Origin of the sequence: Pseudomonas sp. ChxA, from assembly GCF_030263855.1 — a bacterium.
Taxonomy (GTDB): Bacteria; Pseudomonadota; Gammaproteobacteria; order Pseudomonadales; family Pseudomonadaceae; genus Aquipseudomonas; species Aquipseudomonas fluorescens_CB.
The window spans coordinates 2,226,636-2,252,219 of sequence record NZ_JARPMK010000001.1 but is presented as its reverse complement, the minus strand read 5'-3'; the positions used below and the strand labels follow the sequence as shown (position 1 = coordinate 2,252,219).

Annotated in this window: 26 protein-coding genes; 13 read left to right on the top strand and 13 right to left on the bottom strand. The window is 61.2% G+C overall.

The features are described from left to right. Positions 1–93: 93 nt before the first annotated feature. Positions 94–261 carry a DUF2986 domain-containing protein gene (locus P5706_RS10045; RefSeq protein WP_017136986.1) on the top strand — a complete coding sequence of 56 codons (168 nt, stop codon included), beginning with the start codon at positions 94–96 and terminating at the stop codon, positions 259–261. On the opposite strand, the gene P5706_RS10040 is transcribed toward P5706_RS10045, so the two are convergent. The 8 genes from P5706_RS10040 to P5706_RS10005 all read right to left on the bottom strand — a co-directional run bounded on the left by P5706_RS10040 (position 232) and on the right by P5706_RS10005 (position 7,843). Further along, positions 232–1,215 (bottom strand): GlxA family transcriptional regulator, encoded by a 984-nt coding sequence (locus P5706_RS10040; RefSeq protein WP_285679136.1) that lies wholly within the window; start codon positions 1,213–1,215, stop codon positions 232–234. The genes P5706_RS10045 and P5706_RS10040 overlap by 30 nt on opposite strands. 4 nt (positions 1,216–1,219) lie before the next feature. Then, positions 1,220–1,762, bottom strand: a complete 543-nt coding sequence (locus tag P5706_RS10035; RefSeq protein WP_200431336.1) for a cysteine hydrolase family protein — start codon at positions 1,760–1,762, stop codon at positions 1,220–1,222. Positions 1,763–1,876: 114 nt separating this feature from the next. Beyond that, complete coding sequence (locus P5706_RS10030) at positions 1,877–3,217, bottom strand: MFS transporter (RefSeq protein ID WP_200431335.1); 1,341 nt, start codon at positions 3,215–3,217, stop codon at positions 1,877–1,879. Between the two features lie 170 nt (positions 3,218–3,387). Next, positions 3,388–4,329, bottom strand: a complete 942-nt coding sequence (locus tag P5706_RS10025) for a 5-oxoprolinase subunit C family protein (RefSeq protein WP_285679135.1) — start codon at positions 4,327–4,329, stop codon at positions 3,388–3,390. Then, a complete protein-coding gene (gene pxpB, locus P5706_RS10020) occupies positions 4,326–5,090 on the bottom strand; it encodes a 5-oxoprolinase subunit PxpB (protein WP_285679134.1) in 765 nt (254 codons plus the stop codon). The genes P5706_RS10025 and pxpB overlap by 4 nt, the downstream gene beginning before the upstream one ends. Positions 5,091–5,192: 102 nt before the next feature. Then, positions 5,193–5,618, bottom strand: coding sequence for a VOC family protein (locus tag P5706_RS10015; protein ID WP_285679133.1), 426 nt, complete (start codon positions 5,616–5,618; stop codon positions 5,193–5,195). Positions 5,619–5,729: 111 nt separating this feature from the next. After that, positions 5,730–6,605: a LysR family transcriptional regulator gene (locus P5706_RS10010; RefSeq protein ID WP_200431331.1), complete on the bottom strand. Its 876-nt coding sequence runs from the start codon at positions 6,603–6,605 to the stop codon at positions 5,730–5,732. Positions 6,606–6,631: 26 nt separating this feature from the next. Next, positions 6,632–7,843: a YeeE/YedE family protein gene (locus P5706_RS10005; protein WP_200431330.1), complete on the bottom strand. Its 1,212-nt coding sequence runs from the start codon at positions 7,841–7,843 to the stop codon at positions 6,632–6,634. A 238-nt stretch (positions 7,844–8,081) separates the two neighbouring features. Between P5706_RS10005 and P5706_RS10000 the strand changes: the two genes are divergently transcribed. Genes P5706_RS10000 through P5706_RS09980 form a run of 5 tightly spaced genes read left to right on the top strand, consistent with a single transcriptional unit; the run spans position 8,082 to position 13,066 of the window. Next, positions 8,082–8,630, top strand: coding sequence for a type 2 periplasmic-binding domain-containing protein (locus P5706_RS10000; protein WP_285679132.1), 549 nt, complete (start codon positions 8,082–8,084; stop codon positions 8,628–8,630). Next, on the top strand, positions 8,617–9,822 hold the full coding sequence (locus P5706_RS09995) for a DUF6421 family protein (RefSeq protein ID WP_285679131.1): 1,206 nt from the start codon (positions 8,617–8,619) through the stop codon (positions 9,820–9,822). Before P5706_RS10000 ends, P5706_RS09995 begins: the two co-directional genes overlap by 14 nt. Then, a complete protein-coding gene (locus tag P5706_RS09990; RefSeq protein WP_285679130.1) occupies positions 9,819–10,766 on the top strand; it encodes a DMT family transporter in 948 nt (315 codons plus the stop codon). The genes P5706_RS09995 and P5706_RS09990 overlap by 4 nt, the downstream gene beginning before the upstream one ends. Next, positions 10,763–12,013: an ATP-grasp domain-containing protein gene (locus P5706_RS09985; protein ID WP_285679129.1), complete on the top strand. Its 1,251-nt coding sequence runs from the start codon at positions 10,763–10,765 to the stop codon at positions 12,011–12,013. Before P5706_RS09990 ends, P5706_RS09985 begins: the two co-directional genes overlap by 4 nt. A 33-nt stretch (positions 12,014–12,046) precedes the next feature. Beyond that, entirely contained in the window at positions 12,047–13,066 is a 1,020-nt protein-coding gene (locus P5706_RS09980) for a branched-chain amino acid aminotransferase (RefSeq protein WP_200431325.1), read from the top strand. Positions 13,067–13,151: 85 nt separating this feature from the next. Here the strand turns inward: P5706_RS09980 and P5706_RS09975 are convergent, their stop codons facing one another. Together P5706_RS09975 and P5706_RS09970 are read right to left on the bottom strand one after the other, a co-directional pair. After that, positions 13,152–14,018 carry a DNA/RNA non-specific endonuclease gene (locus P5706_RS09975; protein ID WP_285679127.1) on the bottom strand — a complete coding sequence of 289 codons (867 nt, stop codon included), beginning with the start codon at positions 14,016–14,018 and terminating at the stop codon, positions 13,152–13,154. A gap of 204 nt (positions 14,019–14,222) precedes the next feature. Next, a complete protein-coding gene (locus P5706_RS09970) occupies positions 14,223–15,440 on the bottom strand; it encodes an MFS transporter (RefSeq protein ID WP_285679126.1) in 1,218 nt (405 codons plus the stop codon). A gap of 121 nt (positions 15,441–15,561) precedes the next feature. Between P5706_RS09970 and P5706_RS09965 the strand changes: the two genes are divergently transcribed. The 5 genes from P5706_RS09965 to phnX all read left to right on the top strand — a co-directional run bounded on the left by P5706_RS09965 (position 15,562) and on the right by phnX (position 20,621). Beyond that, the gene (locus P5706_RS09965) at positions 15,562–16,206 is read left to right on the top strand and encodes a TetR/AcrR family transcriptional regulator (protein ID WP_285679125.1); all 645 of its coding nucleotides are present in this window, start codon (positions 15,562–15,564) and stop codon (positions 16,204–16,206) included. Between the two features lie 112 nt (positions 16,207–16,318). After that, positions 16,319–17,410: an iron-containing alcohol dehydrogenase PsrA gene (psrA, locus tag P5706_RS09960; protein ID WP_285679124.1), complete on the top strand. Its 1,092-nt coding sequence runs from the start codon at positions 16,319–16,321 to the stop codon at positions 17,408–17,410. 105 nt (positions 17,411–17,515) lie between these two features. Next, complete coding sequence (locus P5706_RS09955) at positions 17,516–18,811, top strand: MFS transporter (protein ID WP_017137002.1); 1,296 nt, start codon at positions 17,516–17,518, stop codon at positions 18,809–18,811. A gap of 20 nt (positions 18,812–18,831) precedes the next feature. Next, complete coding sequence (locus tag P5706_RS09950; protein ID WP_200431320.1) at positions 18,832–19,704, top strand: LysR substrate-binding domain-containing protein; 873 nt, start codon at positions 18,832–18,834, stop codon at positions 19,702–19,704. A gap of 89 nt (positions 19,705–19,793) precedes the next feature. Continuing rightward, positions 19,794–20,621 (top strand): phosphonoacetaldehyde hydrolase, encoded by an 828-nt coding sequence (phnX, locus tag P5706_RS09945; RefSeq protein ID WP_285679122.1) that lies wholly within the window; start codon positions 19,794–19,796, stop codon positions 20,619–20,621. Between the two features lie 22 nt (positions 20,622–20,643). Here the strand turns inward: phnX and P5706_RS09940 are convergent, their stop codons facing one another. The 3 genes from P5706_RS09940 to P5706_RS09930 all read right to left on the bottom strand — a co-directional run bounded on the left by P5706_RS09940 (position 20,644) and on the right by P5706_RS09930 (position 23,511). After that, positions 20,644–21,567 carry a LysR family transcriptional regulator gene (locus P5706_RS09940; protein ID WP_285679121.1) on the bottom strand — a complete coding sequence of 308 codons (924 nt, stop codon included), beginning with the start codon at positions 21,565–21,567 and terminating at the stop codon, positions 20,644–20,646. Between the two features lie 97 nt (positions 21,568–21,664). Continuing rightward, on the bottom strand, positions 21,665–22,309 hold the full coding sequence (locus tag P5706_RS09935; RefSeq protein WP_285679120.1) for a hypothetical protein: 645 nt from the start codon (positions 22,307–22,309) through the stop codon (positions 21,665–21,667). Positions 22,310–22,614: 305 nt separating this feature from the next. Beyond that, complete coding sequence (locus P5706_RS09930) at positions 22,615–23,511, bottom strand: LysR family transcriptional regulator (RefSeq protein ID WP_285679119.1); 897 nt, start codon at positions 23,509–23,511, stop codon at positions 22,615–22,617. A 122-nt stretch (positions 23,512–23,633) separates the two neighbouring features. On the opposite strand from P5706_RS09930, the gene P5706_RS09925 reads away from it, so the two are divergent. Both P5706_RS09925 and P5706_RS09920 read left to right on the top strand, forming a co-directional pair. Beyond that, positions 23,634–24,299 carry an RraA family protein gene (locus P5706_RS09925; protein ID WP_285679118.1) on the top strand — a complete coding sequence of 222 codons (666 nt, stop codon included), beginning with the start codon at positions 23,634–23,636 and terminating at the stop codon, positions 24,297–24,299. 2 nt (positions 24,300–24,301) lie between these two features. Further along, positions 24,302–25,510: a pyridoxal phosphate-dependent aminotransferase gene (locus P5706_RS09920; protein ID WP_200431315.1), complete on the top strand. Its 1,209-nt coding sequence runs from the start codon at positions 24,302–24,304 to the stop codon at positions 25,508–25,510. Positions 25,511–25,584 lie beyond the last annotated feature (74 nt).

Here is a 25,584-nt window from a genome sequence, read left to right as displayed (position 1 = left end):
CCCCAGGGCGTTCAATGCACAGATTGACGCTAAAAAGCGACCCAGGTTTTTAACCTGATATCATCCGGGCCTTCACCCACCAGGCACCGACACATGAACCGCCAGAAAAAACTCAAGCAGCTCTTCAAGGCCAAAGCCAAGAAGGCCAGCGCCAAACTGGCGCCCAAAAGCAAAGATAAATACATCAGCAAAGCCGACCGCGCCAAACTCGAAGCCGAGGCCGATCAAGCCTCAACCAGTGGCGCCGATACGCCCGCTTGAAGGCGTCCCCGTTTCATATTTGCCCCAGATACGCCGCAAGTGCCGGGCTGACCCAAAGCCTGCGCGCTCGGCGACGGTTTCCATGTCCAGGCTCGACGCCATGAGCAGTTCACGGGCCACGGTGATACGCAGCGTGTGCAGGTAATCCAGCGGGCTGATGCCAACGTGTTCGTGGAACAGCCGCGCCAGGTGTCGGCTGCTGGTGCACGCCAGTTCGGCCATGCGGGTGACGGTCCAGGCATCACAGGGCGCTGCGGCGATGGCGTCCTGCACCCGGTGCACGGCCGGGTGCAGGTGGTTGCGCCCGGTGATCCAGGCTGAGAGCTGCGGGTCGGCGCCGCCGCGACGCATGTACACCACCATGTCGCGCGCCACGCTGCAGGCCAGGCGTGGCCCGGCCAACTCGGCGAGCAGGTGCAGCATCAGGTCGATGCCCGCCGTGACACCGGCGCTGCAACTGACTGGGCCGTCCGTGACATACAGCCGGTTTTCCAGCACCCGGGCCTTGGGCGCCAGGGCCTGCAATGCCGCGCACAGCGCATGATGGGTGGTGCACTGGCGGCCATCGAGCAACCCCGCGCGGGCGGCACTCAATGCGCCGGCGCACACGCAAACCAGCCGCTGGCCCGACGCCGCAAACACGCTTTGCAGCCATTGGGTCAAAGTGTCGCTGGCCGACTCGAACGCCTGTTGCTGCGCCTTGCTCACCTTTGACGTGGAGCCGACCAACACCACCAGCGTGCCGGGCGCCAGGCTTGGCGGCAGGGGCGCCAAGCCGGCCAGCGGCAAGCCAATCGAGGTTTGCAGGGACGGCACCGGGCTGACGTACTGCAAGTCGAAGTCGATGGCCGCCGGGTCGTCGGACTGCGCGGCCAGGCGCAGCACCTCGGCGGGGCCGGCCAGGTCCAGCATCAGCACATTGGGCAACAGCACGAACAGCACCGGCACGCTCACGGGTTCAACTCTCCAAGGCCTGGGCGACCGTGACGATGCGCGCAAAGCGCTCTTCCAGCACCAGTTCGGTACGCTCGCGAATCTCGGCGGCGCTGTATTCGCGGCCACTGCGCGCATGGGTCATCGGGAATGTCAGGGTCGCTTCGCTGACAAAATCCACGCTAAAACCGCTGTCCGACGCCTGCCGCGTGGTGGTTTCACAGCACTGCTCGGTGCGGATGCCACTGATGATCAGCGCGCTCACGCCCATCTGCGTCAGCCGCGCAGCCAAAGGCGTGCCGGCGAAGGCGCTGTGAAAACGCTTGTGGATAATCAGGTCGGGGTTGATCGACAACTCGCTCAAGGTTTTGACATTGCCCGATGCCATCGAAAAGTGCCCTTGGTCTTCAACATGGAAGACTTGTATCACCGGGATGCCCTGTTGAACACACCCATCGATCAGCGCTTGCTGTTTTTCCAGGAACATTGGCAGGTCATTTTCGGACCAGTAGGCAGAATGACGGAATGAATGCTGCACATCGATAACGATAAGGGCTTTGCGGCTCATGACAGGTCCTTGTGGCTTGCATCACGGTGGTTGATGCAAGCCATGGTAAGCACACCCGTCGATGACCAACAGGCCGGCGCCGGACCACTTCAGGACCGTTTAGGACATACAGACTTAACGGCGCAGATCACCCTGCGAGGTCTCCCGCAAGGTGGTCAAGGCCACCAACGCACACACCGCCGCCCCGGCCATGAAGAATCCTGGCACCAGCAAATTGCCGGTCGAGCCGATCAACGCGGTGACGATGTACGGCGTGATGCCGCCGCCTAAAATCGCTCCCAGGTTGATACTGATCGCCATGCCGGTATACCGCACGCGGGTTGGAAACTGTTCGGCGTAGGTGGGATAGCCCACCGACTGGATCACCGGCATTGGCAACGTCGCGACAAAAAACGCCAGCACCGCAATCAACAGGCTGCTGTTGTTCATCAGCACCATCATCGGAATGACCAGCACCGCATAGCCGACAAAACCAATCGCCAGGGCCTTCTTGCGCCCGATGCGGTCCGACAGCCCGCCCCACAACGGCATCATCGCCGCCATGCACAGGCTGACGCCGGCAATCACCCAGTAGATTTTGGCTTTTTCAAAATGCAGGTAGGTGGTGAGGTAGATGTTCATGAACACCAGGCCGATGTAGTAGCCGGCGTTCTGCGCAAAGGCGAACACCACCACCCGCAGCACCGCCGGCAGGTTCTGGGTGAGCACTTCCTTGACCGGTGCGGTGGGTGGTTTCTCTACCGCCAGGAAGGCTTTGAACTCAGGCGTTTCCTCGACATTGTGGCGCATGATGCAAGAGAAGATCACCAGGGGAATGGCCAGGAAAAACGGAATCCGCCAAGCCCAGGCTTGCAGTTGTTCGGCATCGACCAGGCCAGTGGTAATGCCGCAGATGATTGCCGCCATCGAGCCGCCAATCGCCACGCCGACCGGCGTGAAGGCGCCATAAAACCCACGGCGGCCTTTGGGCGAAGACTCGGCCAGGAACGCCGCCGCGCCGACCACTTCGCCACCGGCAAAAAAGCCCTGGGCCAGCCGGATCAGCACCAGCAGGATCGGCGCAACAATGCCCACCTGGGCCGAAGTCGGTAACAGGCCGATGGCCGCCGTCGCGGTGCCCATGCCGATAACGGTACTGAGCAATACTTTGCGGCGGCCGATACGGTCGGCCAGGCGGCCCAACAAAATCCCGCCCAGCGGCCGGATCAGGAAGGCACTGCCGAATACCGCCAGCGTGGCCAACAACGCCGCAGCGGCGTTATCACTGGGGAAGAACAACGGCGCGATAATCGTCGCCATAAAGCCGTACACACCGAACTCGTAATACTCCACCGCCGTGCCCGTGGCGGCGGCGATCGCAGCGCGCTTGGCTATGTCAGTGGCACTGGTGTCGGTGGTTTTTGCACGCGCATTAAAACGCGGCGATGGCGCTGTAGTAGAAAACACTCGAGACATAAACACCTTCCACTCCGACCTTGGGTCGTTTGAGTTATTGAGGTGGATTGCGCCACCCAGAAGTAAACCCGCCGGGATACCAGGGGGTTTTAATGCTCGACAGTAAGAAGGTTGAACGTAGGCTTGATCATGTAGCGCTCCGGTTTTTATTGTTGGGTGGCTACGCAGGTTTATGAGTGGGCGGCCTCCTGTTTTTTAAGCCAGCCCATACGCGCTACCAGCAATGCCTGCGCCGTGGGCAAATCGATCAGTGAGAAGCGAATTTCATCACCCGGCATCAGTTGCGCGAGTTTGGGTAGATCGACACTGGCCACCTGCGCAATACGTGGGTAGCCACCGGTGGTTTGCCGGTCGGCCATCAACACAATCGGCTGCCCGCCCGCCGGCACTTGCACGGTGCCGAAGGTCACGCTTTCGGAGAGCAGTTGCTTGGGCTGCGTCAGGTCCAGGGCGGCACCTTCCAGCCGGTAGCCCATGCGGTCCGAGGCAGCCGTCATTTGATAAGGCTCGTTGAGGAAGTCATGACGGGCCGACGCAGAAAAGTCGTGCCATTCGCGGCCGTGCAGCACGCGGATCGAGACGGCATTGGCTGACGGGTTGAGCAGCCAGCCGGTTGGCATATTCACCCGTGGCGGGTTGGCAAATGAAGAATAGATAGGGATCACATCGCCGGCTTTAAGCGCGCGCCCGCACAGCCCACCGAACCCGCCTCGGCTGTAAGTGCTGGCACTGTTCATCACCGCTTGCAGCAGGTAACCACCGCTGACGGCCAGGTAAGCCCGTACACCGTATTCGCGCTTTTCGAAGCTCAGCACCGCGCCCGGTTTTACGCAGATGGCCTGCCCAGGTTTGAGCACCACACCGTCCAGGCGTGCGCCCAGGTCGGCGCCTGCCAGGGCAATCAAGGCCTTGGCCTGAAAGCACAGCACCGGGCCTTGCAGGGTGATTTCCAGGCTGGCTGCGTGGGTCGGGTTACCCACCAGCAGGTTGGCCAGTGCGTGGGCGTCCTGGTCCATCGCACCGTTGACCGGCACGCCCCAATGCTGGAAACCGGTGCGCCCGGTGTCCTGGAACGAGGAAAACAGCCCGGGCCTGATCACTTTGATCGTCATGGCCGCACTCCGGCCAGGGACTCGAACTCACGGGCGCTGATCGGCACAAAACGCACTTGATCGCCGCCCGTCAGCAGGCAGGGCGGATCATTGGCTGGCGTGAACAGGCTCAATGGTGTGCGGCCGATGATGTTCCAGCCTCCCGGCAAATCCGAGGGGTAAATCACGCTTTGGCAATTGGCCAACCCCACACTGCCCTGCTTGACCACGGTACGCGGCACGGCCCTGCGGGCCAGCTTCAATGCGGGTTGATGCATGCCGATATAAGGATGGCCCGGCGCAAAACCGACCATCAGTACATCCACCCATTGGCCGCTGTGCGCGGCAATCACTTCGCTTGGCGTCAGGGCGCAGGCGTTGGCGATGTGCAACAAGTCAGGTGCGTACTCGCCCTCATAGCACACGGGGATTTCCAACTGTTTGGTGGGGGTGGGAGGTGTGTTTTGCAGGCCCAACAGCGCGTTTTCCAGCACCTGGGCAACGGCGTCAAAGGGCGTTAAGTGCGGATACTGCATTGCGAAAGTGTAGGGGCAATAATGCACGCCTACTGTCACCAGTGCAGGGACAACGTCGGTGATACCGCACAGCTTTCCACGCGCCTGCAAGTCGTGCAGCGCGGCGCTCAACGCCACGGCACGGCGGTTGGCCTGCGCGCTGAACAGCGTCGCAAACACCACCACGATGCAATTGTCGCCACAGGCTTCGAACTGCCAACGCAGCGACGCAGGCACGGGCCTGGTCTCACAGTTAACGTCAGACATCACGGCATATCTCGCATGCGGCAGGCATGAAGATCCGCCCCGCAGGGCTTCACTGTCTTATAAACGCCGTCGCTCTGGTGGCGACGGTCGCACGGTGGGCGCTTACTTGGCGAACAGCAGGCTCATGTCTTTGAACGCCTTGAACTCCAGGGCATTGCCGCACGGGTCGAACAGGAACATGGTGGCCTGCTCGCCTACCTCACCCTTGAAGCGGATGTAGGGTTCGATCACAAACTGGGTCTCCCGCGCGCGCAGCCGATCGGCCAAGGCTTCCCACTGTTCCCACTGCAGGATGATGCCGAAATGCGGCACCGGCACATCGTGGCCGTCCACGGGGTTGGAGTGCACCGACTCCTGGGATGCAGTTTTGGGATGCTCGTGAATCACCAGTTGGTGGCCGTAGAAGTCGAAGTCGACCCATTGCGCACTGGAGCGGCCTTCCGAAAGGCCAAACACATCGCCGTAGAAGTGACGCGCGGCGGCCAGGTCGTAGACGGGAATCGCTAGGTGAAAGGGAGAAAGGCTCACGGTGGCTACCTGCAGGTTCTGTTTGGTTAGAACCCGATTCTTCACCAGAAAGCCCCACGGATAAAGCGGATATCCTTCGCCCTGAGCCTCAATAATTTCGATGCTCGCGCCCTACTTCGGCGCACCGAGCACTTCGATGACGCACGCCCTGAATAATTCGAAGAGCGGCAGTTGGCGCTGGGTGTACTTGGTCAGCAGCACAATTTCACGGTAGAACGTGAGCTTGTCCAATCGCAAAACCCGCACGTCGCTGCCGTGTTCCAGCCACAGGCCAGCCAAGGGCACCAGCGACACACCGAGGCCACTGCGCACCATCTTGACGATGGCGTCCAACTCGTCGAGTTCCAGCGCCTGCTGAGTCTGGATCTTGTGTTCCTTGAGAAACTGCGTGACCTGGCGCCCGCCGAACGAGCCACGGTCATACCGCACGAAGGGTTGCTCCCGCAGGATCTGCAGCGGGTCGTCGCCCTGCACGTCCTTGGCGGTAATCAGCACAAAGGGCTCGCGGGCGATCACTTCGATATTCAGGTCTTTGGGCAGGTTGAACGGCGGGTGGATCATGATCGCCAAATCCAGCTCACCGGCATCCACCTGGCTGAGCAGGTTGAGCGAAACCCCCGGCACCAGGCTGACCTCGATAAACGGTGCGCGGCGTTTAAGCGCGACCAGCGCCTGGGGCAGGATCCCGGTTTGCACACTGCCGATGGCGCCAATGCGCAGCGAGCCGTGAAAGTTGTTGGCGCTGTCGGGCGCGCCCATGCGCGAGAAAATATCGAGGATCTCCTCCGCCAGCGGCACCGCGCGCTGCCCGGCCGCATTGAGCGTGGCGGAGCGACCGGTGCGGTCGAACAGCTTGACGCCCAAGGCGTCCTCGAGGTGTTTGATCTGCGCACTCACCGCCGATTGCGTCAGCCCCACCTGCTGTCCGGCGGCGGCGAAAGTGCCACGGCGGGCGGCGCTCACGAAGGTTCTCAACTCTCTGATCATGGGGCTACCTTATAGGTCGTTGGGGTTCAGCAACCGCTCAAGGCCACCTGCGGTCGCTCGCCTGCGAAGAAGAACGGGCGCAGTCGCACACCGACGCTGTTACCAATAAACGCTGCCACCAACCACACCCAGCCATGCAGGCTGCCGGAGGCGATGCCGCTGAAGTACGCGCCGATGTTGCAGCCGTAGGCCAGGCGCGAGCCATAGCCCAGCATCAAACCACCGATCACTGCGGCCACCAGCGAGCGTGCCGGGATTTTCAGGCTTGGGGCAAAACGCCCGGCCAGGCCCGCAGCCAACAGCGCACCGAGGACGATGCCGATGTCCATCACGCTGGTGATGTCTTCCCACACAGGCGCTGCCAGAGCTTTGGCATTGCCCGGCATTTGCCAGAACGCCCAACTGGCCACGTCCACACCCAAGCCGCTGGCCACTTTGGCGCCCCACAGCGCGAAAGCCGAGGTGATGCCCCATGGCCGCCCGGCCAGCGCCAACGTCGCATAGTTAAGCAGCGCCAGGCCGATTGCACCCCACACCAACGGCCAAGGCCCGCGCAGGAAACGGCGCAGGCCGATGTGCTCGCTGCTCACGCCGGGTTCAAGCTGACCGTGACGGCCCTTTTCCAAACGCACGGTGACCAGCGCGATGATTGCGAACACGGCCAGGCTCAGAATCATGGCCGGCAACACGCCGAAGCTCTTGACGATGGACACCGCCGGGAACGCCGGCAACGCGAACCACCAATCCACATGGTGCGTGGCAATCAGCGAACCGCAGATAAAAAACAGCAGCGTCACCAGCATGCGCGCATTGCCGCCGCCCACGGTGAACAGCGTGCCGGACGCGCACCCGCCGCCCAACTGCATGCCGATACCAAAGATAAACGCCCCGAACACCACCGATACGCCAGCCGGTGCTACCAGCCCGACCACCGGCTGCCCGAACAATGTGCCCGCGCCCAATGCCGGGAAGAACAGCAACACCGCCACCGCCAGCATAACCATCTGGGCGCGCAAACCGGCGCCGCGTCGATCATTGATAAATACGCGCCAGGCCGACGTGAAACCGAAAGCGGCGTGGTACAGGGTCAGGCCCAGCGCAGCGCCGACCACCAGCAACAGCACCTGGCGCGAGCCGACGCTGTTTTGCAGGAATATGGCGCCGGCCACCAGGATGATAAAAGCCACCAACGGCGCGATAGGCTTGCGCGCGGGGCTCAGGGAAAGGGAGGTGCTCATGGGCTTTCTCGGATGTGATCGGGGGGAAGATTGGCGGTGAGTATAAACCCTGACAGGGTCGGTCTTTGCAGGAATTCAGACGGCCAGGTAACGCCTGCGGAGGTGGCAACGTTTAGTTGCGCCGGGTGTATTGCTTGAACAAAAAACCTACAGTAACCTCCGCCAAGGCAGCCACCAATGGGTGGCAGGAATGGATTCTGGCCCGCTGTCCGGTGGGCACTGACAAGGAAGTTAAAGCATGCGCACGGCTATCAGCCCGACCATCTATACGCTTGGCCCCGAGGGTACCAATTGCGCCACCGCCGCGCAGTGGTGGCTTGACTCTCGTGAAGAGCGCAATGCCACGCAGCGAATTGTTCTGCATGAGACGCTTGAGCAAGCCTTTGATGAGTTGTCCGGAAAACAGGACGGCTATCTTTTAAGCTGCGCCGCGTACCCCGATTTGCATACGCTGATTTTTACCCGCCTGGGCGATATGGAGCTGTGCGACAGCTTCATCATGCCGACCCACTCCATGGTGCTTGCCAGCCGTACCAGCGCCGACCAGATAAAAAGTGTGGCGACCCATCCCGCGCCCCAATCCCTGGTGGCAAGCCACTACCGCAAAGTGTTTGCCAACAGCAATGCCGATGCCGCCGTGCTGTGCAGCACTGGCCAGGCAGATGCGTGCGTGACCACCGTGGTCGCGGCAGACCTGCATGAGCTGAACATCATTGAAGATTTCGGCCAGGTGCCGATGGCCTTTCTGGTCCATTCGCTGAAGCGAGCCGACCATGCAAAAGCCTGATCCGCTGTCGACCCTGCTCAATATTGTCGATCAAGTGCGTGCCCGCCAGGAATTGGATGGCAGCATCAAGGCGCCGGACATGGCTGACCATGCCCTCATCAACCGCTTGATCGCCGAGCTCGACCAGCACGCCGCAATGATCGACGGGCTGTCTGCGCCGCTGTTGACGGCGACCCTGGAAGACCTGGGCAACTGGCTGAAGAATGGCCTGGATCAACGGCCTCTATTCGATAAGACTCTCGCCAGTTTCAACACCCCTGCCCCAGGCGACGCCTTGTTTCTACTGGCCCCCATGCGCGCGACCAACGGCCCTGACCCCGAAGGCTTCCGGCTGGAGCTGGTCACCGGCTACCGCAGTGAAACCCCTTACCTGGCAAAGGCCGCGCAGTACACCGAGCATTACGTGGCACCGTTTCAATGCATCAAGCTGGGAGCAGCCTCGAAGGGGTTCCTGCAAGGCAATTGCATTGTGCTGTTTCCAGAGTCCGTGGCCACGGCAGCCAAGGTCGATAAACAGACCTTCGCGCTGTTCTTCTTCAGCAAGTTTCTGCGTATCTACAACGAGCAGACACTCGTCGAGGCAGACCGTTTGTTCGGGCGCCAAAGCCCGTTCCTGTTCGGCCAATTGAGCAGCCGCCAGATGTCTGAGCCAGACATGTACGACGCGCGTTGCTTGTGGGGTTATTACCACGACTATGCGCACCACACCGGGCCACGCCCATTGGACAAAAACCTGTACATAAAGCTGAATTGGTTTACCGGCCTGCTGGAAGAGACCAAGTGTGACCTGATTACGGTGCGCCTGGTGCTGGAACACCGACCGGACTTTTGGCGTGAAATCGCCGAGTTCATCCTGCTCGAACGCATGTTCCGCTACCCCAAAGGCTCGGACCAGCACATGACGTTCGATGCCGGCACCGGGATTTTGCTCTTTGAGATGCTGATCAATGCCAAGGCATTGGTCGAAACCGAGCACGGCCACCTCACGTTCGACAGCGAGCGTCTTGGCCAAAAACTGGTGTCGATGATCGCCGATATCGAGGCCCTCGAAGCACTCGACGACGAGGCCTATCTGGCGGGCGCCAAAGCCTATGTGCAGCAACATCTGGGCACACCGCAAACCCCACTGGCACGTTTCAATTTCCCGGCCACGCACTACGCACGCCGGGTGCTGGCCGAGTGCCCCCAATGAATGCATTGAAAGTCCGTCTGCTGCTGTTCACTGTGGCCATTCTCGCGTTGTTCTCGATCAGTTGGCTGCTGTCGAAAAACCTGCTCGGTAGCATTTCGGTGATGCATGCCGTTGGGCTCAGGCTGTGGGCCACAACGGCCGCCTTATGGCTGATCGTGGCGTTCGGCACACGACCGTCGCTGGCTTCCAAGCCCCTGCTCGCCAGGATGCCGGGGTTTTTCATCCTGTCGATCCTGGGGTTCTCGCTCTATTTTGTCTGCAGCTTCGGCGCTTTGAAAACGCTGAAAGCCAGCGACCTGACCATGGTCCTGGCGACGATTCCGGGCATTACCTACCTGCTGGGCCTGCTGACACGCAGCCTGGGTTTTTCCTGGCTCAAACTGGCGGGTGTGGTGATCGTCAGTGTCGCGGCGCTGGCGTTCAACACCCACACTGGCGACGTTGGCGCAGCCAGCCCATCAGGCATTGCGCTGGCCTTGGTCGCGGCGCTTTCCTACGCCGTTTATGGCCTGCTGTCCAAGCGTTACCTCACGGATTTGCCCCTGATCAACTCGCTGGCCTGGGTCACGCTGATCGCCGCGGCGTGCTTTGTGCCGCTGTTCATTCTCGACCCCGCGCCCTTGTTGCTCCTGGACCTTGGGGATGCACTCAAAGTGCTGATCCTGGGGGCTGCCTGCTCGGCGCCGGTGTATGTGTTGTACCAGAAGGTCTTGGCCGAGGGCGGTGTGTTGTATGCCAATGCGATTGGCTTGTTGGCGCCGTTCGCCGTGGTCACCGGTGAGTGGTTGATCGGTACTGGCACGACGTTGGGTGCAGTAAAAATCGTCGCGATGATTGCGGTCATGGTGGGGATCACCCTGTTATTCATGGATGCATCAGGCGTCTCGGGCTGGACGTTCAAGCGTCGCCCGCCAAACCAACCGGTTAGTGAGGAAATAAAATGAAAAAGCTGGCGTTGGTTTGCCACCGCAGTGCCAAGTTGTCCTTTGTATTTGAGGCCGCAGAAGCGGCAGGTATTGAGCTGGTACTGATTTACGACACGACCGAAAGCGCTCCCGCGCACTTGCCGGCAGTCACGTCGACCTGGCAGTTGCCGGTTTTCGACGAGCCGCAGGTGGCATTGGAAGCGTTCGCGGCCGGCGTGCAAGAGAGAGGGATTGGCGGGGTGATGACGGTTCGTGAAGAAGCGATCATCTGGACGGCGCTGGCGGCGCAAAAAATCGGTACACCTGGGATTGATCCCCATGTGGCCGCGCTGGCCCGCAACAAATACCTGATGCGCCAGGCCTTTGCCGAGGCAGGCTTGAGGTCGCCGGGTTTTTGCTACATCGATAACCCGCACGACCTGTCGCAAACCCGCGCCCTGGGGTTGCCACTGGTGATCAAGCCGCTCTCCGGCTGGTCGAGCACCGGTGTGATGCTGGCCAAAACGGCCGAAGAGCTTCCCGCCCTCGTCAATGCGGTCTGGGAGGTCCAGAGCAAGGACCTGGCACGTTTCTATGACCAGGACAAAGCCGTAGGCCTGGTTGTTGAACAGTATTTGCCGGGTAAAGAATTCGTTGTGGAGTGCTTTGTCGATATCGAAGGGGTGCATGTCCTGGCAGTGGGCGACAAGGGCCAACCCGAAGGGCCCTGGTTTGAAGAAACGATCTATCGTCAGCGTCGAGATATCGACGACCCCTTGATCATGGCGCTGTGCGAAACCGCGCGCGCCGGGGTCAAGGCGCTGGGCATTACCATGGGCGCCGCCCATGTGGAGCTGCGCCTGGATGCCAACCAGCAAGCGTATGTGATTGAAATCGGCGCACGCATAGGGGGCTCGGGGGTCTCGCACTTTGTGGTGGAACAGAGCACCGGCGTGTCGTTCGCCGCACTGTGCATGAAGGCTGCCCTGGGTTTGCCGACCCCGGCGCTGCCCGATGTGCTGCGAGCCGCCAGAGTGGCAGCGAACTACATCATTCCTCTGCGCGGCGATGGCCGTTTCAACGGTTTCAGCGGGCTGGAAAAGGTCGCGGAGCACCCTGAAACCGCTCGGATCGTGACCTTTTTCGAGGCTGGGCACCTTTCTCCACCACCTCCCGCGTTTGGCGGCTACCCAGGGTTCATCTTCTCGGTACATGCCTCGGATGAGGCGGCGAGCGCTTACCACCAATGGCTTGATGCTTCCTTGAGCATCAACTGGAACCAATAAATACCACCCCTAGCCGGGTTCGGGAGTCGTGATATGGAACATCCGCAACTGGATTGGAATAACCTGGGCTTCAGCTACAGGAAAACCGACCTTCGTTACATTGCCCACTGGCGTGACGGTCAGTGGCAGGAAGGTGCGTTGACCGAAGATAACCAGCTGCATATCAGCGAAGGCTCAACCGCGTTGCATTATGGCCAGCAGTGTTTTGAGGGGATGAAGGCCTACCGTTGCAAAGATGGTTCGATCAACCTGTTTCGCCCCGATCAGAATGCTGCCCGTATGCAGCGCAGTTGCTCACGACTGCTGATGCCGCCCGTCTCGACCGCGCAATTCATTGATGCCTGCAAGCAGGTGATCAAGGCCAACGAACGCTTCCTGCCGCCCTACGGAACCGGCAGCTCGCTGTATCTACGACCTTTCGTCATCGGTGTGGGCGATAACATCGGTGTGCGTACCGCGCCGGAGTTTATCTTCTGCGTGTTTTGCATTCCGGTCGGCGCGTTGTTCAAAGGCGTGTTGCAACCGAGCAACTTCATCATTTCGGACTACGACCGCGCCGCCCCCAATGGCACCGGCGCCGCCAAGGTCGGCGGAAACTACGCTGCCAGCCTGTTACCCGGTACCGAGGCACGGCAGTCGGGTTTTGCCGACTGCATTTACCTCGACCCGCTGACCCATAAAAAAATCGAAGAAGTCGGCTCGGCGAATTTCTTTGCCATCACCCATGACAACACCTTTGTGACGCCGCGTTCACCTTCAGTATTGCCTGGCATCACCCGCGCCTCGTTGATTGAGCTTGCGCAAAGCCGTCTGGGGCTCAAGGCGGTGGAAGAAGATGTGCATATCGACAACCTGGCGGCCTACAAGGAAGCCGGTGCGTGCGGCACTGCGGCGGTTATCACACCGATTGGCGGTATTCGCTACAACGATCACCTGCATGTATTTCACAGCGAACATGAGGCCGGCCCGCTGACCCAACGTTTGTTCAATGAACTGACGGGCATCCAGAACGGTGACATTGAAGCGCCAGCAGGCTGGATCGAAAAAGTCTAAAGCCGTGACGCGCCCGCTGCTCCGACATCCCGAGGGTGCCAGTACAGCGGGCCGATCAAGCGTCAGTCAGACCGGCCGAAAGGGCTCATGTCCGCCCTACCGAGCCGGTAACCGGCAAATTGCCGAGCAACTTGAGCCCTGTGCTCTTCACAAAGGTGTCGTAGTCCATCGGCTTCTGGATACGGGTTTCGGCGTTGGGCAGCACATAGGCCCAAGCACGTTTCGACGAGGCGTCGTACACCAGCTTGAACAGGCGCGTCGGCACCCACACCTTGTTGTCGCCGATGGTGCTGTAGCCGGCATCAAACAACGGGCCGGTGAACACAAACACATTACCGCCGGCACGCACGGCAAACTTGCGCACGTCGGCCTCGACCTTGCTCCAGATCTTGCGGTTATTGGTGGGGTCTTGCGGCACCATGTTCGACAAGGCAAAGGACTGCGCCATGGCATTTGCGCTTGGCGCATCGGCGGCTGGGGATTGATGGCCGCGGTCCACCGCCGGGTGTTGGCTGCGGTAGTCGCTCAACTCCGCGCGGGCGCCTTTGGGAATGCGCGGGTCGGGATAAAACTGGTTGGTACGCTCTTCACCCTTGGCGTCTTTCAACTGTGCCGCGTTCAAACGCTCGACCACCACCAAAGGCGTCTTGCTGGTTTGCGAGTAGAGCACCGCAAAGTGATCCGAGCACAGCGCCATGGGTTTCATCGAGGCGGGTACGGTGGCCGTATTGATCGGCATGGCGCCAGGAAACAGGTCCGCGCAGCCGTCGAAGGAGAGCCGTTGTTCTTGACTGGAATAAAGACCGAGGGCTGCGCTTTGGCTGATGGAGCTTGAGCGCGAAGTGTGTTCATGGGCGGGTGGTTTGATCAGGTCCAGCAGACCACGGGCCTGTGCGCCGGGCGAGAGCAGGAAAAGCGCCGACAGGCCGACTGCAATAATGCGTAAGTGCATGTTTTATATCTTAAAGTGAGGAGCCTAATGGACCCTCACTTTAAACTTTAGTGCGACGCCTGACGGATCGAATTCCAGGCCGCCTGAGCCAGGATCCCCACCTCGTTAAAGCACGCCAGCGCTTCACGCAGGATGCTACGCCTGCCGGGGAAGCAACTTGCCGAACTGGCAGGCGGCACCATGACCGTGAAGCTCGCTTAACGCCTAGTGCCCCGCCACCGCTGGCCCATCGGCTGACCGCCGTCCCGGTTTGAAGCCATGGGCATGCGCGGTGCAGGCAATCACCAGCGCCACCAGCAGCAACAGCGCCATTGCCCATGGAAATGAGGCGGCGCCCCAGGTCTGCAGCAACACCCCGCCGACCACGCCGCTGGCTGCAATAGCGCTGTTCCACGCCACCACGTTCAGCGACAGCGCCACATCGGCGCCCTCTCCAGCGGCATCGGCCAATGCGGTTTGCAGCAGTGTCGCCGCGCCACCAAAACTTAGGCCCCACACGGCCACGCCGAGGTAGATCACCTGCGGCACGCTGCCCACAAAGCCGAACACCAGGGTTACCGCCGCAAACGCCACCAGGCTTGCCAGCACGGTCTTGCGCAACAGCGGTTCGACCAGTTTGGCCGTCAACCAGATCCCCAGCAGCGCGGCAATGCCGAACACCAGCAAGACTAAATCCACCCGTTCAGCCAAGCCTGCACGCGCCACAAACGGGGCAATGTAGGTGTACAGAATGTTGTGCGCCAGCATCCAACTGATCACCACCGCCAGCACCGGCCGCACGCCGGGCGTGGTCAGCACTTGGCCCAGCGACAGACGCTGGTGCGCAGGCTGTGGCGGATAGTCCGGGACTTTCACCAGCACCCACACGATCAGCAGCAGCGTCAGTACCGACATCAGGCCGAACGTCGTACGCCAGCCCACCAGGCCGCCCAGCCACGTGCCCAGCGGCACACCCAGCGACAGCGCAATCGGCGTACCCACCATGGCCAGTGCCAGCGCCCGGCCCTGTTGATGCGGCGCAACCATGCGCCGGGCATAACCGGCCAGCAGGCTCCAGGCCAGCCCCGCCGCCACGCCGGCAAAGAACCGCGCCACCAGGGTTACGCCGTAATGGGACGACAGCGCGGTGATGGAGTTAAACAGCAGAAAGCCGACGATGGTCAGCAGCAACACATTGCGCCGCCGCCAGCCACGGGTGGCAATGGTCATGGGAATCACCGCCAGCACCGACCCCAGCGCGTAGGCCGTGACCATCTGCCCGGCCATCGATGGCGAAATCGCCAGGCCGTCGCTGATCAACGGCAACAGCCCGGCGGGCAGGGTTTCGGTGACGATGCAGATAAAGCCGGTCATGGCCAGGGCGAGCAAAGCGCCAATGGGCAGACGGTCGGATGCCGCGGATAGACTGAGTGAGGGTGTCACGGGAGACTCCTTTAGACGACTTAAATACTGATCGATACAAATGTTGCGTGCACATTGACCTCGTTGTCAACGACTTATGTATCGACTAGTATTTATCTCGCTTACCCAGAGGATTCCCGACATGGCACAAATGGGCCGCCCGCGTAATTTCGACCGAGACCAGGCCGTGGAACAGGCCATGCACCTGTTTTGGCAGCACGGTTACGACGCCACCTCCCTCGCCCAGCTCAAGGCCGGGTTGGGTGGCGGTATCTCAGCGCCGAGTTTTTACGCCGCATTCGGCTCCAAAGAAGCGCTGTTTGATGAGTGCGTGCAGCGTTATCTGGCCACCTACGCCCAGGTCACCGAATGCCTGTGGGATGAGGCTTTGCCCCCGCGTAAGGCCATCGAAACCGCGCTGCGCCAGTCGGCGCGCATGCAGTGTGAAGACGGGCACCCCAAGGGCTGCATGGTGGCGTTGGGCGTGATGAGCGCACCCAGCCCGGAGAATGCGCGGGTCGCGGACGCCCTGACGCAATCGCGCGTGCGCACCCGGGCCGGGATTGTGGCCTGCATTGAGCGCGGGATACGTCTTGGGCAATTGCCGGGCACCACGCAGGCAGCGTCGATGGCGACGGTATTTGACAGTTTCTTGCAGGGCGTTTCGATCCTGGCGCGCGATAACGTGCCGCATGCGGCTATCGACGCGGCGATCACTCAACTACTGCTGGCATGGGATGTTGCAGCGTCAACCGTCGCACCGCGCACCCACTTCAGTCGCAGCTGAACTGGCCTGTTATCGGCCCAGCCGATGCACACCCGCGAATTATCGATTTGAGCCTTTGTTGAAGCGCCCCGACTATGGGGCCACTTCCAACAACAAAAACAAAGGACTCGCCATGACTGCCCGATTTCACAATCCAGTAGACACGCGTTTCGGCTGCGGCAGCCTGCTCGAGCTTGCCGACATCACCCAAGGCCAGACCGTGGCGCTGGTGACCTTTCCCGAAGCGCGGGGGCTGGGCCTGGTGGAACGCATCCAGGACCTGCTCGGCGACCGCCTGGTGTACCTCATCGAAGACGTGCAGCCCAACCCTGATGTGGCGCAACTGCGCGATACCTATGAACGCTTCTGGCAGGCAGCCGGCGACTGTGATGCGGTGATTGCCGTGGGCGGCGGCAGCGCGATCGACACGGCCAAAGCGCTGATTGTGGGCACCGAGTCCGGCCGTTTCGATGAGTTGCTGGCGTTGCTGGCCACGGGCAAACCCTTTGTGCCGGCGCGCAGCAAAATCCTGATTGCCGCGCCCACCACGGCGGGAACCGGCAGTGAAGTCACGCCCTGGGCCACCATTTGGGACTCGGCGAGCCTGAAAAAGTACTCGCTGCACCTGGCGTGTACCTGGCCGAAGGTGGCGATCATCGACCCACAATTGATGCTCACCGTGCCCGCCGGCGTCACCGTCTCCACCGGGCTGGACGCCTTGTCCCATGCGTTGGAAGCGGTATGGAACATCAATGCCAACCCCATCTCGGATACGTTCGCCATTTCGGCCATCGAAGACATCCTCGAATGCCTGCCGTTGCTGCGGCGTGACCTGGCCAATCAGGAAATGCGCTCGCGCATGGCGTTGGCGGCCCTTAAAGCCGGGTTGGCGTTCTCCAACACCAAGACCGCCCTCGCCCACTCCATCTCCTACGAAATGACCCTGCACCACGGCCTGCCGCATGGTATTGCCTGCTCGTTCACGCTGCCGCTGGTGCTGGGCCTGGCCTGGGGTCGCAACGCAGCGCGTGACCGAACCCTTCAGCGGATTTTCGGCAGCGACTTGCAGCACGCCCAACACAGGCTGCGCGACTTTCTGCACAGCCTTGAGGTGAAGACTGAGTTTGCCGACTACGGTGTAACAGCCTCCCAGGCCGAAGCCATGATCAACTTCGCGCTGCAAGGCGCACGCGGCAAAAACTTCATCGGTGCCCACGCCGCCTGAAGCCAGCCGTTTACCCCTGTAGCGACGATTTCCTGCCGCACCCTCGCAAGAGTGCGCCCACCGACACCACTCGGTGGGAACCAACAATAAAAAAAGGAAAAGATCATGAACCGTGCCCAAGCCTTGCCTGGCCTTACCGTGAAAACCGCCTCGTTTCGAGTCGCCCAATGGCGAATGCTGCTGGCAGCGATGTTCTGCTACCTGTTTTTCTACACTGGCCGGCAAACCTTCGGTTTTGCCATCCCCGGCATCCAGGCCGAGTTCGGCTTGACCAAGGAAACCCTCGGCTGGGCCTCTGCGGCCATGCTGTGGGCCTACGCCATCGGCCAGGCCATCAACGGCAACCTCGCCGATAAGTTTGGCGGGCGGCGCATCATGACCCTCGGCGCGGTGCTGTCGTGCGCCGCCAACTGGGTGACCAGCTTTGCCGGCGGCTTTGCCAGCCTGATCCTGCCCTGGGGCCTCAATGGCTATTTTCAGGCCTTGGGCTGGGCGCCGGGCAGCCGGCTGATCTCCAACTGGTGGAGCGCGGGCGAGCGCGGCAAGGTCTACGGCTTTTATGTCTTCGCCGCCGGTTGCGCCTCGATCCTGTCTTACGTCACCTCGATTATCGTGCTCGAAGTGCTGCAACTGGAATGGCGCTGGATCTTCCGCTTGCCGGTGCTATTGATGCTTGCCGGCGGCATCATCTTTTACCTGGTGGCCCGCGAACGCCCACAGGACATGGGTTTCGAAGCCCTTGCCGATACCGGCGTGGCCAATGCCGAAGACAAGAACCATGAGGTGGCGCACGGCGCGGTCGAAAGCTCGTTACAGCGCTACAAGGCGGTGCTGAAAAATGCCCGCCTGATCATCGCTGCCGTGTCCCTGGGGTTCCAGAATGCTGCGCGCTACGGCTTGATCGTGTGGGTGCCGGTGCATTTTCTGGGCGCCAACTGGAAAAGCGGCGACAGCCTGGTCGACCCCAAGTGGATCACCGTGGCCTTACCCGTAGGCATGGCCATCGGCGCCTTGAGCAATGGCTGGGTGTCGGACAAGCTGTTCGGCTCAAAACGCTACCTGGCAATCATGCTGTACATGGTCCTCGGTGCGGCCACCAGCCTGTGGATGTGGAGCTTGCCGCCGCACAGTGCCATCGGCCTGGTCGCGTTGTTTCTGTGTGGCTTTTTTGTCTATGGGCCGGCGTCGAGTTTCTGGGCGCTGTGCCCGGACCTGGTCGGCGCCAAGCGCGCCGGCACCGCGACCGGTGTGATGAATTTCTCGTCCTATCTGTTTGCCGGGCTGGCGGAACCGCTGATCGGCAGTATGCTCGACAGTACCGGCAACACGTCGCTGATCTTTCTGGTGGTGACGACTGCCTGCCTGAGCAGCGCGGTGGTCGCACTGTTCATCAGACGCTGAGCCAGCCACAGGACCTTTGCATGTACCAGTACCACAAGTGGCTGCGCTCCTTTCATGCGGTGGCGAAGACCGGCAGTTTTACCCTCGCCGCCGAGTTCCTGAGTGTTGGCCAGCCAACCGTCAGCGAGCAGGTGAATGCCCTGGAAAGGAAGTTCTCCGTTGAGCTGTTCCACCGGCGCGGGCGTTTTGTCGAAATGAGCGCCGCGGGCCACCAACTGTATGCGATCACCCAGGGCCTGTTCGGGCAAGAGGATGAAGCCGTGCAATTGCTGCAGAGTTTCAAGCAACGCAAGCTCGGCATGTTACGCCTGGGGGCGGTGTCGCCGCCGATTGCGATGAACCTGACGTACGAGCTGATGCAACGTCACCCGGACATCGAGCTGGAAACCTCCTTCTCACCCGAAAAGGAAACCCTGGACCGACTGTTCAATTTTGATATCGATGTGGCGATCCTGGCGCTGTCCGAATTCGACCAGCGCTTCGACACGCAGCTCTACCACCGTTACCCGATCATCGCCGTGGTGCGCAACGACCATCCTTGGGCCAGCCAGAAGGAGGTGCATGTGGAGCAGATCAGTCAGGAAAAATGGGTGATGCGTGAAAGAAGCTCGCGCACCCGCCAACTGGTGGAAGAAAGCTGCACACGCCTGGGTGTCTCGCTCAACTGTGTGATGCAACTCAACAGCCGCGAAGCCATCGTGCATGCGATCGCCAAGGGCATCGGCATCGGTTTTGTATCGGCGGTCGAATACGCCGAAACACCCGGCACGACCCCGATTACCTTTGTGAATCACCCGTTTTCCATTGAGTACCACCTGTGCTGCCTGGGCATCCGACGCAATCGGCCCATGATCGCCGAACTGTTCGACTCAAGCCCCACGCCGACCACCTGAATACCCCACACGCTTGACCCTTGAACTGGCCGCCTACCTCTCGCACGCGAAAGGGACGGCCTCCCTGTACCCGCAACTGGAGATTGACCATGCATTACCAACAACCCAAACAACTGCAAGCTGTCGTCCTCGACTGGGCAGGCACGGTGGTGGATTTCGGCTCGTTTGCCCCCACCCAGATTTTCGTCGAAGCCTTTGCCGAGTTTGGCGTGGCGGTGTCACTGGAGGAGGCGCGCGGCCCCATGGGCATGGGCAAGTGGGACCACATCCGTACGCTGTGCAACCAGGCGCAAATTGCCGAACGCTACCGCGCCGTGTTTGATCGCCTGCCTACCGATGAGGACGTCACCGCGCTGTATGAACGCTTCATGCCTCTGCAAATCGAAAAGATCGCACTGCATTCGGCGGTGATCCCCGGCGCCCTGGACGCCATTGCAGCCCTGCGCAGCAAAGGCCTCAAAATCGGCTCGTGCTCGGGCTACCCGGCAGTGGTCATGGCCAAAGTCGTCGAGCTGGCCCGCCAGAACGGCTACGTCGCCGACCATGTGGTGGCCACCGACGAAGTGCCCAATGGCCGCCCGTATCCGGCGCAGGCGTTGGCCAATGTGATCGCGCTGGGCATCAGCGACGTTGCGGCGTGCGTCAAGGTCGATGACACCTGGCCCGGTATTCTCGAAGGGCGCAGCGCCGGCATGTGGACGGTGGCGCTCACATGCTCCGGCAATGCCCTGGGCCTGACCTACGAGCAGTTCAAGGCGCTGCCGGCGCAGAAACTTGCCGAAGAACGTACACGCATCGGCCAGCTGTTCGAAGGCGCCCGCCCGCATTACCTGATCGACACCATCGTCGATCTTGCGGCAGTGGTTGAAGACATCAACGCGCGCCTGGCACGTGGGGAAACACCCCAGGGCGTCTGACCGGATCGGGGCACGCCTGCCGTTAAAGCGCGCCCCATTCGTCCCGACACGCCAGTAAAAAATCCACAAACGCCCGCACCCGATGCGGCACATAACGCCCATGGGGATACAGCAAGGTAAAGGGCCGCGAGCGTCCGCCAAACGGCTTCAACACTTCAACCAGGCTGCCGTCGGCCAACTCAGGTTCAACGATAAACTTGTAGGTTTGAAACAACCCCGCGCCGTGTTTGGCCAGGGTTACGCCGCCCAGCACGTCCTGGGCAATGCTGTAGCCCGCCGCCCCGGCGAACTCCTGCTCCTGGCCTTGCACCTGGAACAGCCAGGGAATGCGCCGGCCGTTGCTGGGCAGCTCAAACTGAATGCATTCATGCGCAGGCAAGTCGTCCAGCGTCTGCGGCGTGCCGACGCGCTGCAAGTACGCAGGTGCAGCGATAACCACCAACTCGGCATCTTCCAACAGCCGCGCGATCAGCGACGAATCCGGCTGGGCGCGCACGCGAATGGCCAAGTCATAGCCTTCGGCAACGAAGTCGATATTGCGGTTGCTGATATGGATATCCACGGTCACTTGCGGGTACTGCGCACGGAACCTGGGCAGCAGCGGCAGCAAGCGGTGATGCGCGTAAGTGGTCGGCACACTGATGCGCAAGCGCCCGGACGGCACCGCCTGCGCGCCCATCACTTCTTGCTGGGCCTCCACCAGTTGCGTCAGCGCCTGGCGGCATTGCTCGAAAAATGTGCGACCGCTGTCGGTGAGGCGAATGCTACGGGTGGTGCGCACAAACAAGCGCGAACCCAGGCGTTCTTCCAGGCGCGAAATACTCCGGCTCACGGCGGCCGGGGTGACGCCTGCGGCCTGCGCGGCCGCGGTAAAGCTGCCGGCTTCGGCAGCCAGGCAGAACAGCTCGATGCTGCCCAGTTGCAAATCTTCGAAATGGCGTTTCATGATTGATTACATCGGCTCACTATCCGACGCCATACTTACCAGTCTCTTGCCCTTTAATACAGCGTGCCGGGCGAGAAACGCCAAAGATCACTCGCCCTCAGGGCACGGTGACAAATGCATCTGCCCCGGTTGAGTATTCAATGATGGAGGGTGTATTCATTTTAAGTTTGTGCCGCTCTATATGATCGCCTTTCATCCGCGAAAGAAAGCGGACCAGGTACACGCCTGGCTCATCAAGCTTGACGATGTACTTGAGCTCATAGGTTTCGGAAGGCCCGATATCCAGAAAGGGAAATACCAGCAAGGTCGAGCTCATACCGTCATACCGCGCCTCTGCCACATCCCAGGCAGGCCCATACACCGGCAAACCCGCGTCAAAGCGCTGCACCTTTACGATAGACAAAACACGCCGGTCCAGATTCAGCCGTGCAATGTCATTACCGCTGTTGGACAGTGTGACACCCACTTCCAGCAGACTGGCGCCGTCCTCGGCAGGCATCAGTTGAGTCTTCAAGGTCGCACCCACATGGGCGCTCAACTCGGTTTTGATCTGCATCTCTTTAAGCAGCAGTGCACTCATTTGCGAGTCTTGCTTTACGTAGTAAGTCACCCAGACCGTCCAACCCGCCACACACAACAGGGCCACGACTGAAACAAGGCTCGCGGCCACACCCACCTTGATTTGCAACAGCTCCCAATGACTGCGCTGCCGGGACTTAGGTTGAGAAGGTAAGCGGCTCATGCCAATGTTGCTCCTGATGACGGCAGGCGAACTTACGGCAACCTTCTACGATCAAGCAATACACAATTAGCCTATGTTAAAACTGGCGAATATGCCAAAACGCCCATGCGGCGCGCGCGCTCGCTGACCCGCTCCCAGGCGTTGATCGCTCCCACGCTCCGCGTGGGAACGATCAGCGTGGGAACGATCATCACTTCTGTGGCGAGGGAGCTTGCTCCCGCTGGACTGCGCAGCAGTCCCACCCTTTAAGAATGGGGCCGCTTCGCGGCCCAGCGGGAGCAAGCTCCCTCGCCACAATGGATACGCTAGAGCAGTAACCGCGAAAAATCACAGCACGCTTGCGCCATCTGCGCCACGTCCTGGTTCAGGCCGAACTGCCGGTCGACCCGGTGCAACGCTACGTACTGGATGCGCGGCAATTCGGGCTCGGTGACCAGCGCCCGCAGCGCGCCTTGCTCGATCAAGTGCGACAAGCACGCCCTGGGCAGGTAACTCACGCCAATCCCCGACAACGCCAACCCTACTTGCACCAACAGGTTGTGGCTCGACAACGTGCGCGGCATCTGCACGTTGTGCGCGGCCAGCCAACGCTCGTAGATCAACCCGGTGCCCGACTGCGCGCCCTGGGTGAGCACGGTGTAGTTGGCCAGGGTCTCAAGGCTCACCGGGTCGGCGTCGGGGATCAGGCTGGGCGCGCAGATCCAGGCGTTTTCCACGCTTTGCAGCGCGGTGCTGTGAAAGCGCGGGTCGCTGAACACATCGGGCACAATCACCAGGTCCAGCTGGTCGCTTTCGAGCTTGCGGAACAGCTCGCTGCTGAGTTCCACCGAAGGCTCGATCTGCACCTTGGGGTAAGCCTGGCGCAAGGTTTCGACCAGCGCCGGTAACCAGGTCAGCGCGGTCAACTCGGTGACGCCCAGGCGAAACCTGCGCACCAGTACTTCACGGGCGCTGACGCGTTCGAGCAGTTGGTCGCGGCCTTTGAGCAGGTCGCGGGCATAGTCGAGCAGCTCGCCACCCTTTTCGGTCAGCCGCGCATTGCGTTTGCTGCGGTCGAAAATCTCCACATCAAAGGTGTCTTCCAGCTCCTGGATGCGCTTGGAGATGGCCGACTGCGACATGTTCAGCTTGTTGGCCGCCGCTTCAAAACTGCCCAACTCAGCGATCCAGTACAGCGCGTCGATTTGCTTGAAGGTGATCATGGCGGCGAACTCATGAGAAAAATCGATACTATCACATCATAAAATATCGCTAAAACTGTCGGTTTATCACTCCTAAGATCCGGTCATAGCCCTTCGCTATCTGACGACTCTGGAGATTTGCCATGTCCTTGCCCGGTTCACGCATCCTTCCCAACGCCCCGATGGCTCCGGCCGAGCTGGTCGAAGCCTTTGCCCATGTGGTCACCCCGCATATCAGCGACAACCTTGGCCGCCACATCGGCGCCCGTGGGCTGACGCGTTATAACCGCAGCGGCAAGCTGGTGGGCACGGCGATCACGGTCAAGACCCGGCCTGGCGACAACCTGCTTATCTACAAGGCCATGAGCATGATGCAGCCCGGCCATGTGCTGGTGGTGGACGGCCAGGGCGATACCAATAACGCGGTGATCGGCGAGTTGGTCAAACTCTACGCCCAGCAACGCGGCTGCGTCGGGTTTGTGATCGACGGCGCGATTCGTGATGTCGCAAGCTTTGACAGCACACCCTGCTACGCCCGCACCGTCGTACACACCGGGCCTTACAAAACCGGGCCTGGCGAGGTGAATGTGCCGGTGTCCATCGGCGGCATGCTGATCAACCCCGGCGACTTGCTGGTGGGTGATGAAGACGGGCTGGTGGCTTTTTCCCAGGCCGACGCGGCTGAAGTGCTGCGCCGTGCCGGGCAACATGCCGAGCATGAAGAAGCGGTAAAGGCCGAAATCGCCACGGGCGCGGTGCGCCAGAGCTGGATCGACAAAGTGCTGGTGAACGCCGGCTTGGCGGACTGAACATGAGCACAGCCTTTCTTTCCGAGCGTGTACTCAGCATTGCGCCGTCGCCGAGTGTGGCCGCCAATGCGTTGGTGACTGAACTGCGCGCCCAGGGCCGCGATATCGTCAACTTCACCGTGGGCGAGCCGGACTTCGACACCCCGGCGCATATACTCCACGCCGCCCGCCTGGCGATGGAGAGCGGTGACACGCATTACACCGCCACCACCGGCACCCTTGCGCTGCGCCAGGCCATTTGCCTGAAACTTGCACGCGACAACGACCTGGCGTATGGCCTGGACGAAGTGGTCGCCGGCTGCGGCGGCAAGCACATCATTTATCACGCGCTGGCCGCCACGCTGAACCGTGGCGATGAGGTCATCGTGCACACGCCGTATTGGGTGTCCTACCCGGACATTGCACGGCTCAATGACGCCACACCGGTGATCATCCCCGGCGATGAAAACCGGGGCTTCAAATTGTCGCCCGAGGCGCTGGAACAGGCGATCACCCCGCGCACCAAATGGGTGATTCTCAATAGCCCCAACAACCCCAGCGGCGCGGTGTACAGCGAAGCCGAACTGCTGGCTCTGGCCGAGGTGTTGCGCGCGCATCCGCAGGTGCTGGTGATGGCCGATGAGATCTACGAACACTTTGTGTATGGCGATGCCCGCCACGTGCCGCTGACGCGCCTGGCGCCGGACCTGAAGCCGCGCACTCTGATCATCAACGGCGCCTCAAAGGGCTACGCGATGACCGGCTGGCGCTTGGGTTTTGGCGCAGGGCCGGCGTGGTTGATTGCCGCCATCGCCAAGCTGCTGTCGCAAACCACCACCTGCCCCAGCTCGTTGAGCCAGGCCGCTGCAGTGGCGGCCTTTGCCGGTGAGCAGGCGCCTATCACCGCCATGCGCGAGGAATACGTGCGCCGCCGTGCATTGATGCTGGACCGGTTGGCGGGCATTCCCGGCGTGCGCGTGACCCCGCCGGACGGCGCGTTCTATGTATTCGCCAATGTCAGCGGGCTGATGGGCAAGCTCACGCCACACGGGGAAACCCTGGAGAGCGACACTCAATTGGTGGAGTACTTGCTGCGCGATTACGGCCTGGCCACGGTCAGCGGCGCGGCGTACGGCATGTCGCCGTATGTGCGCCTGTCCTTCGCAAGCGCGCCAGACGTTATCGAAGAAGGTTGCCGCCGCCTCCAGGACGCGTGCCACGACCTGCGCTGAACCCAACGCTGCACCCGGCGGCCAAGGGATGGCCGCTGTTTTGACTGCCTAGAACAACAACTTAAAAATCATTG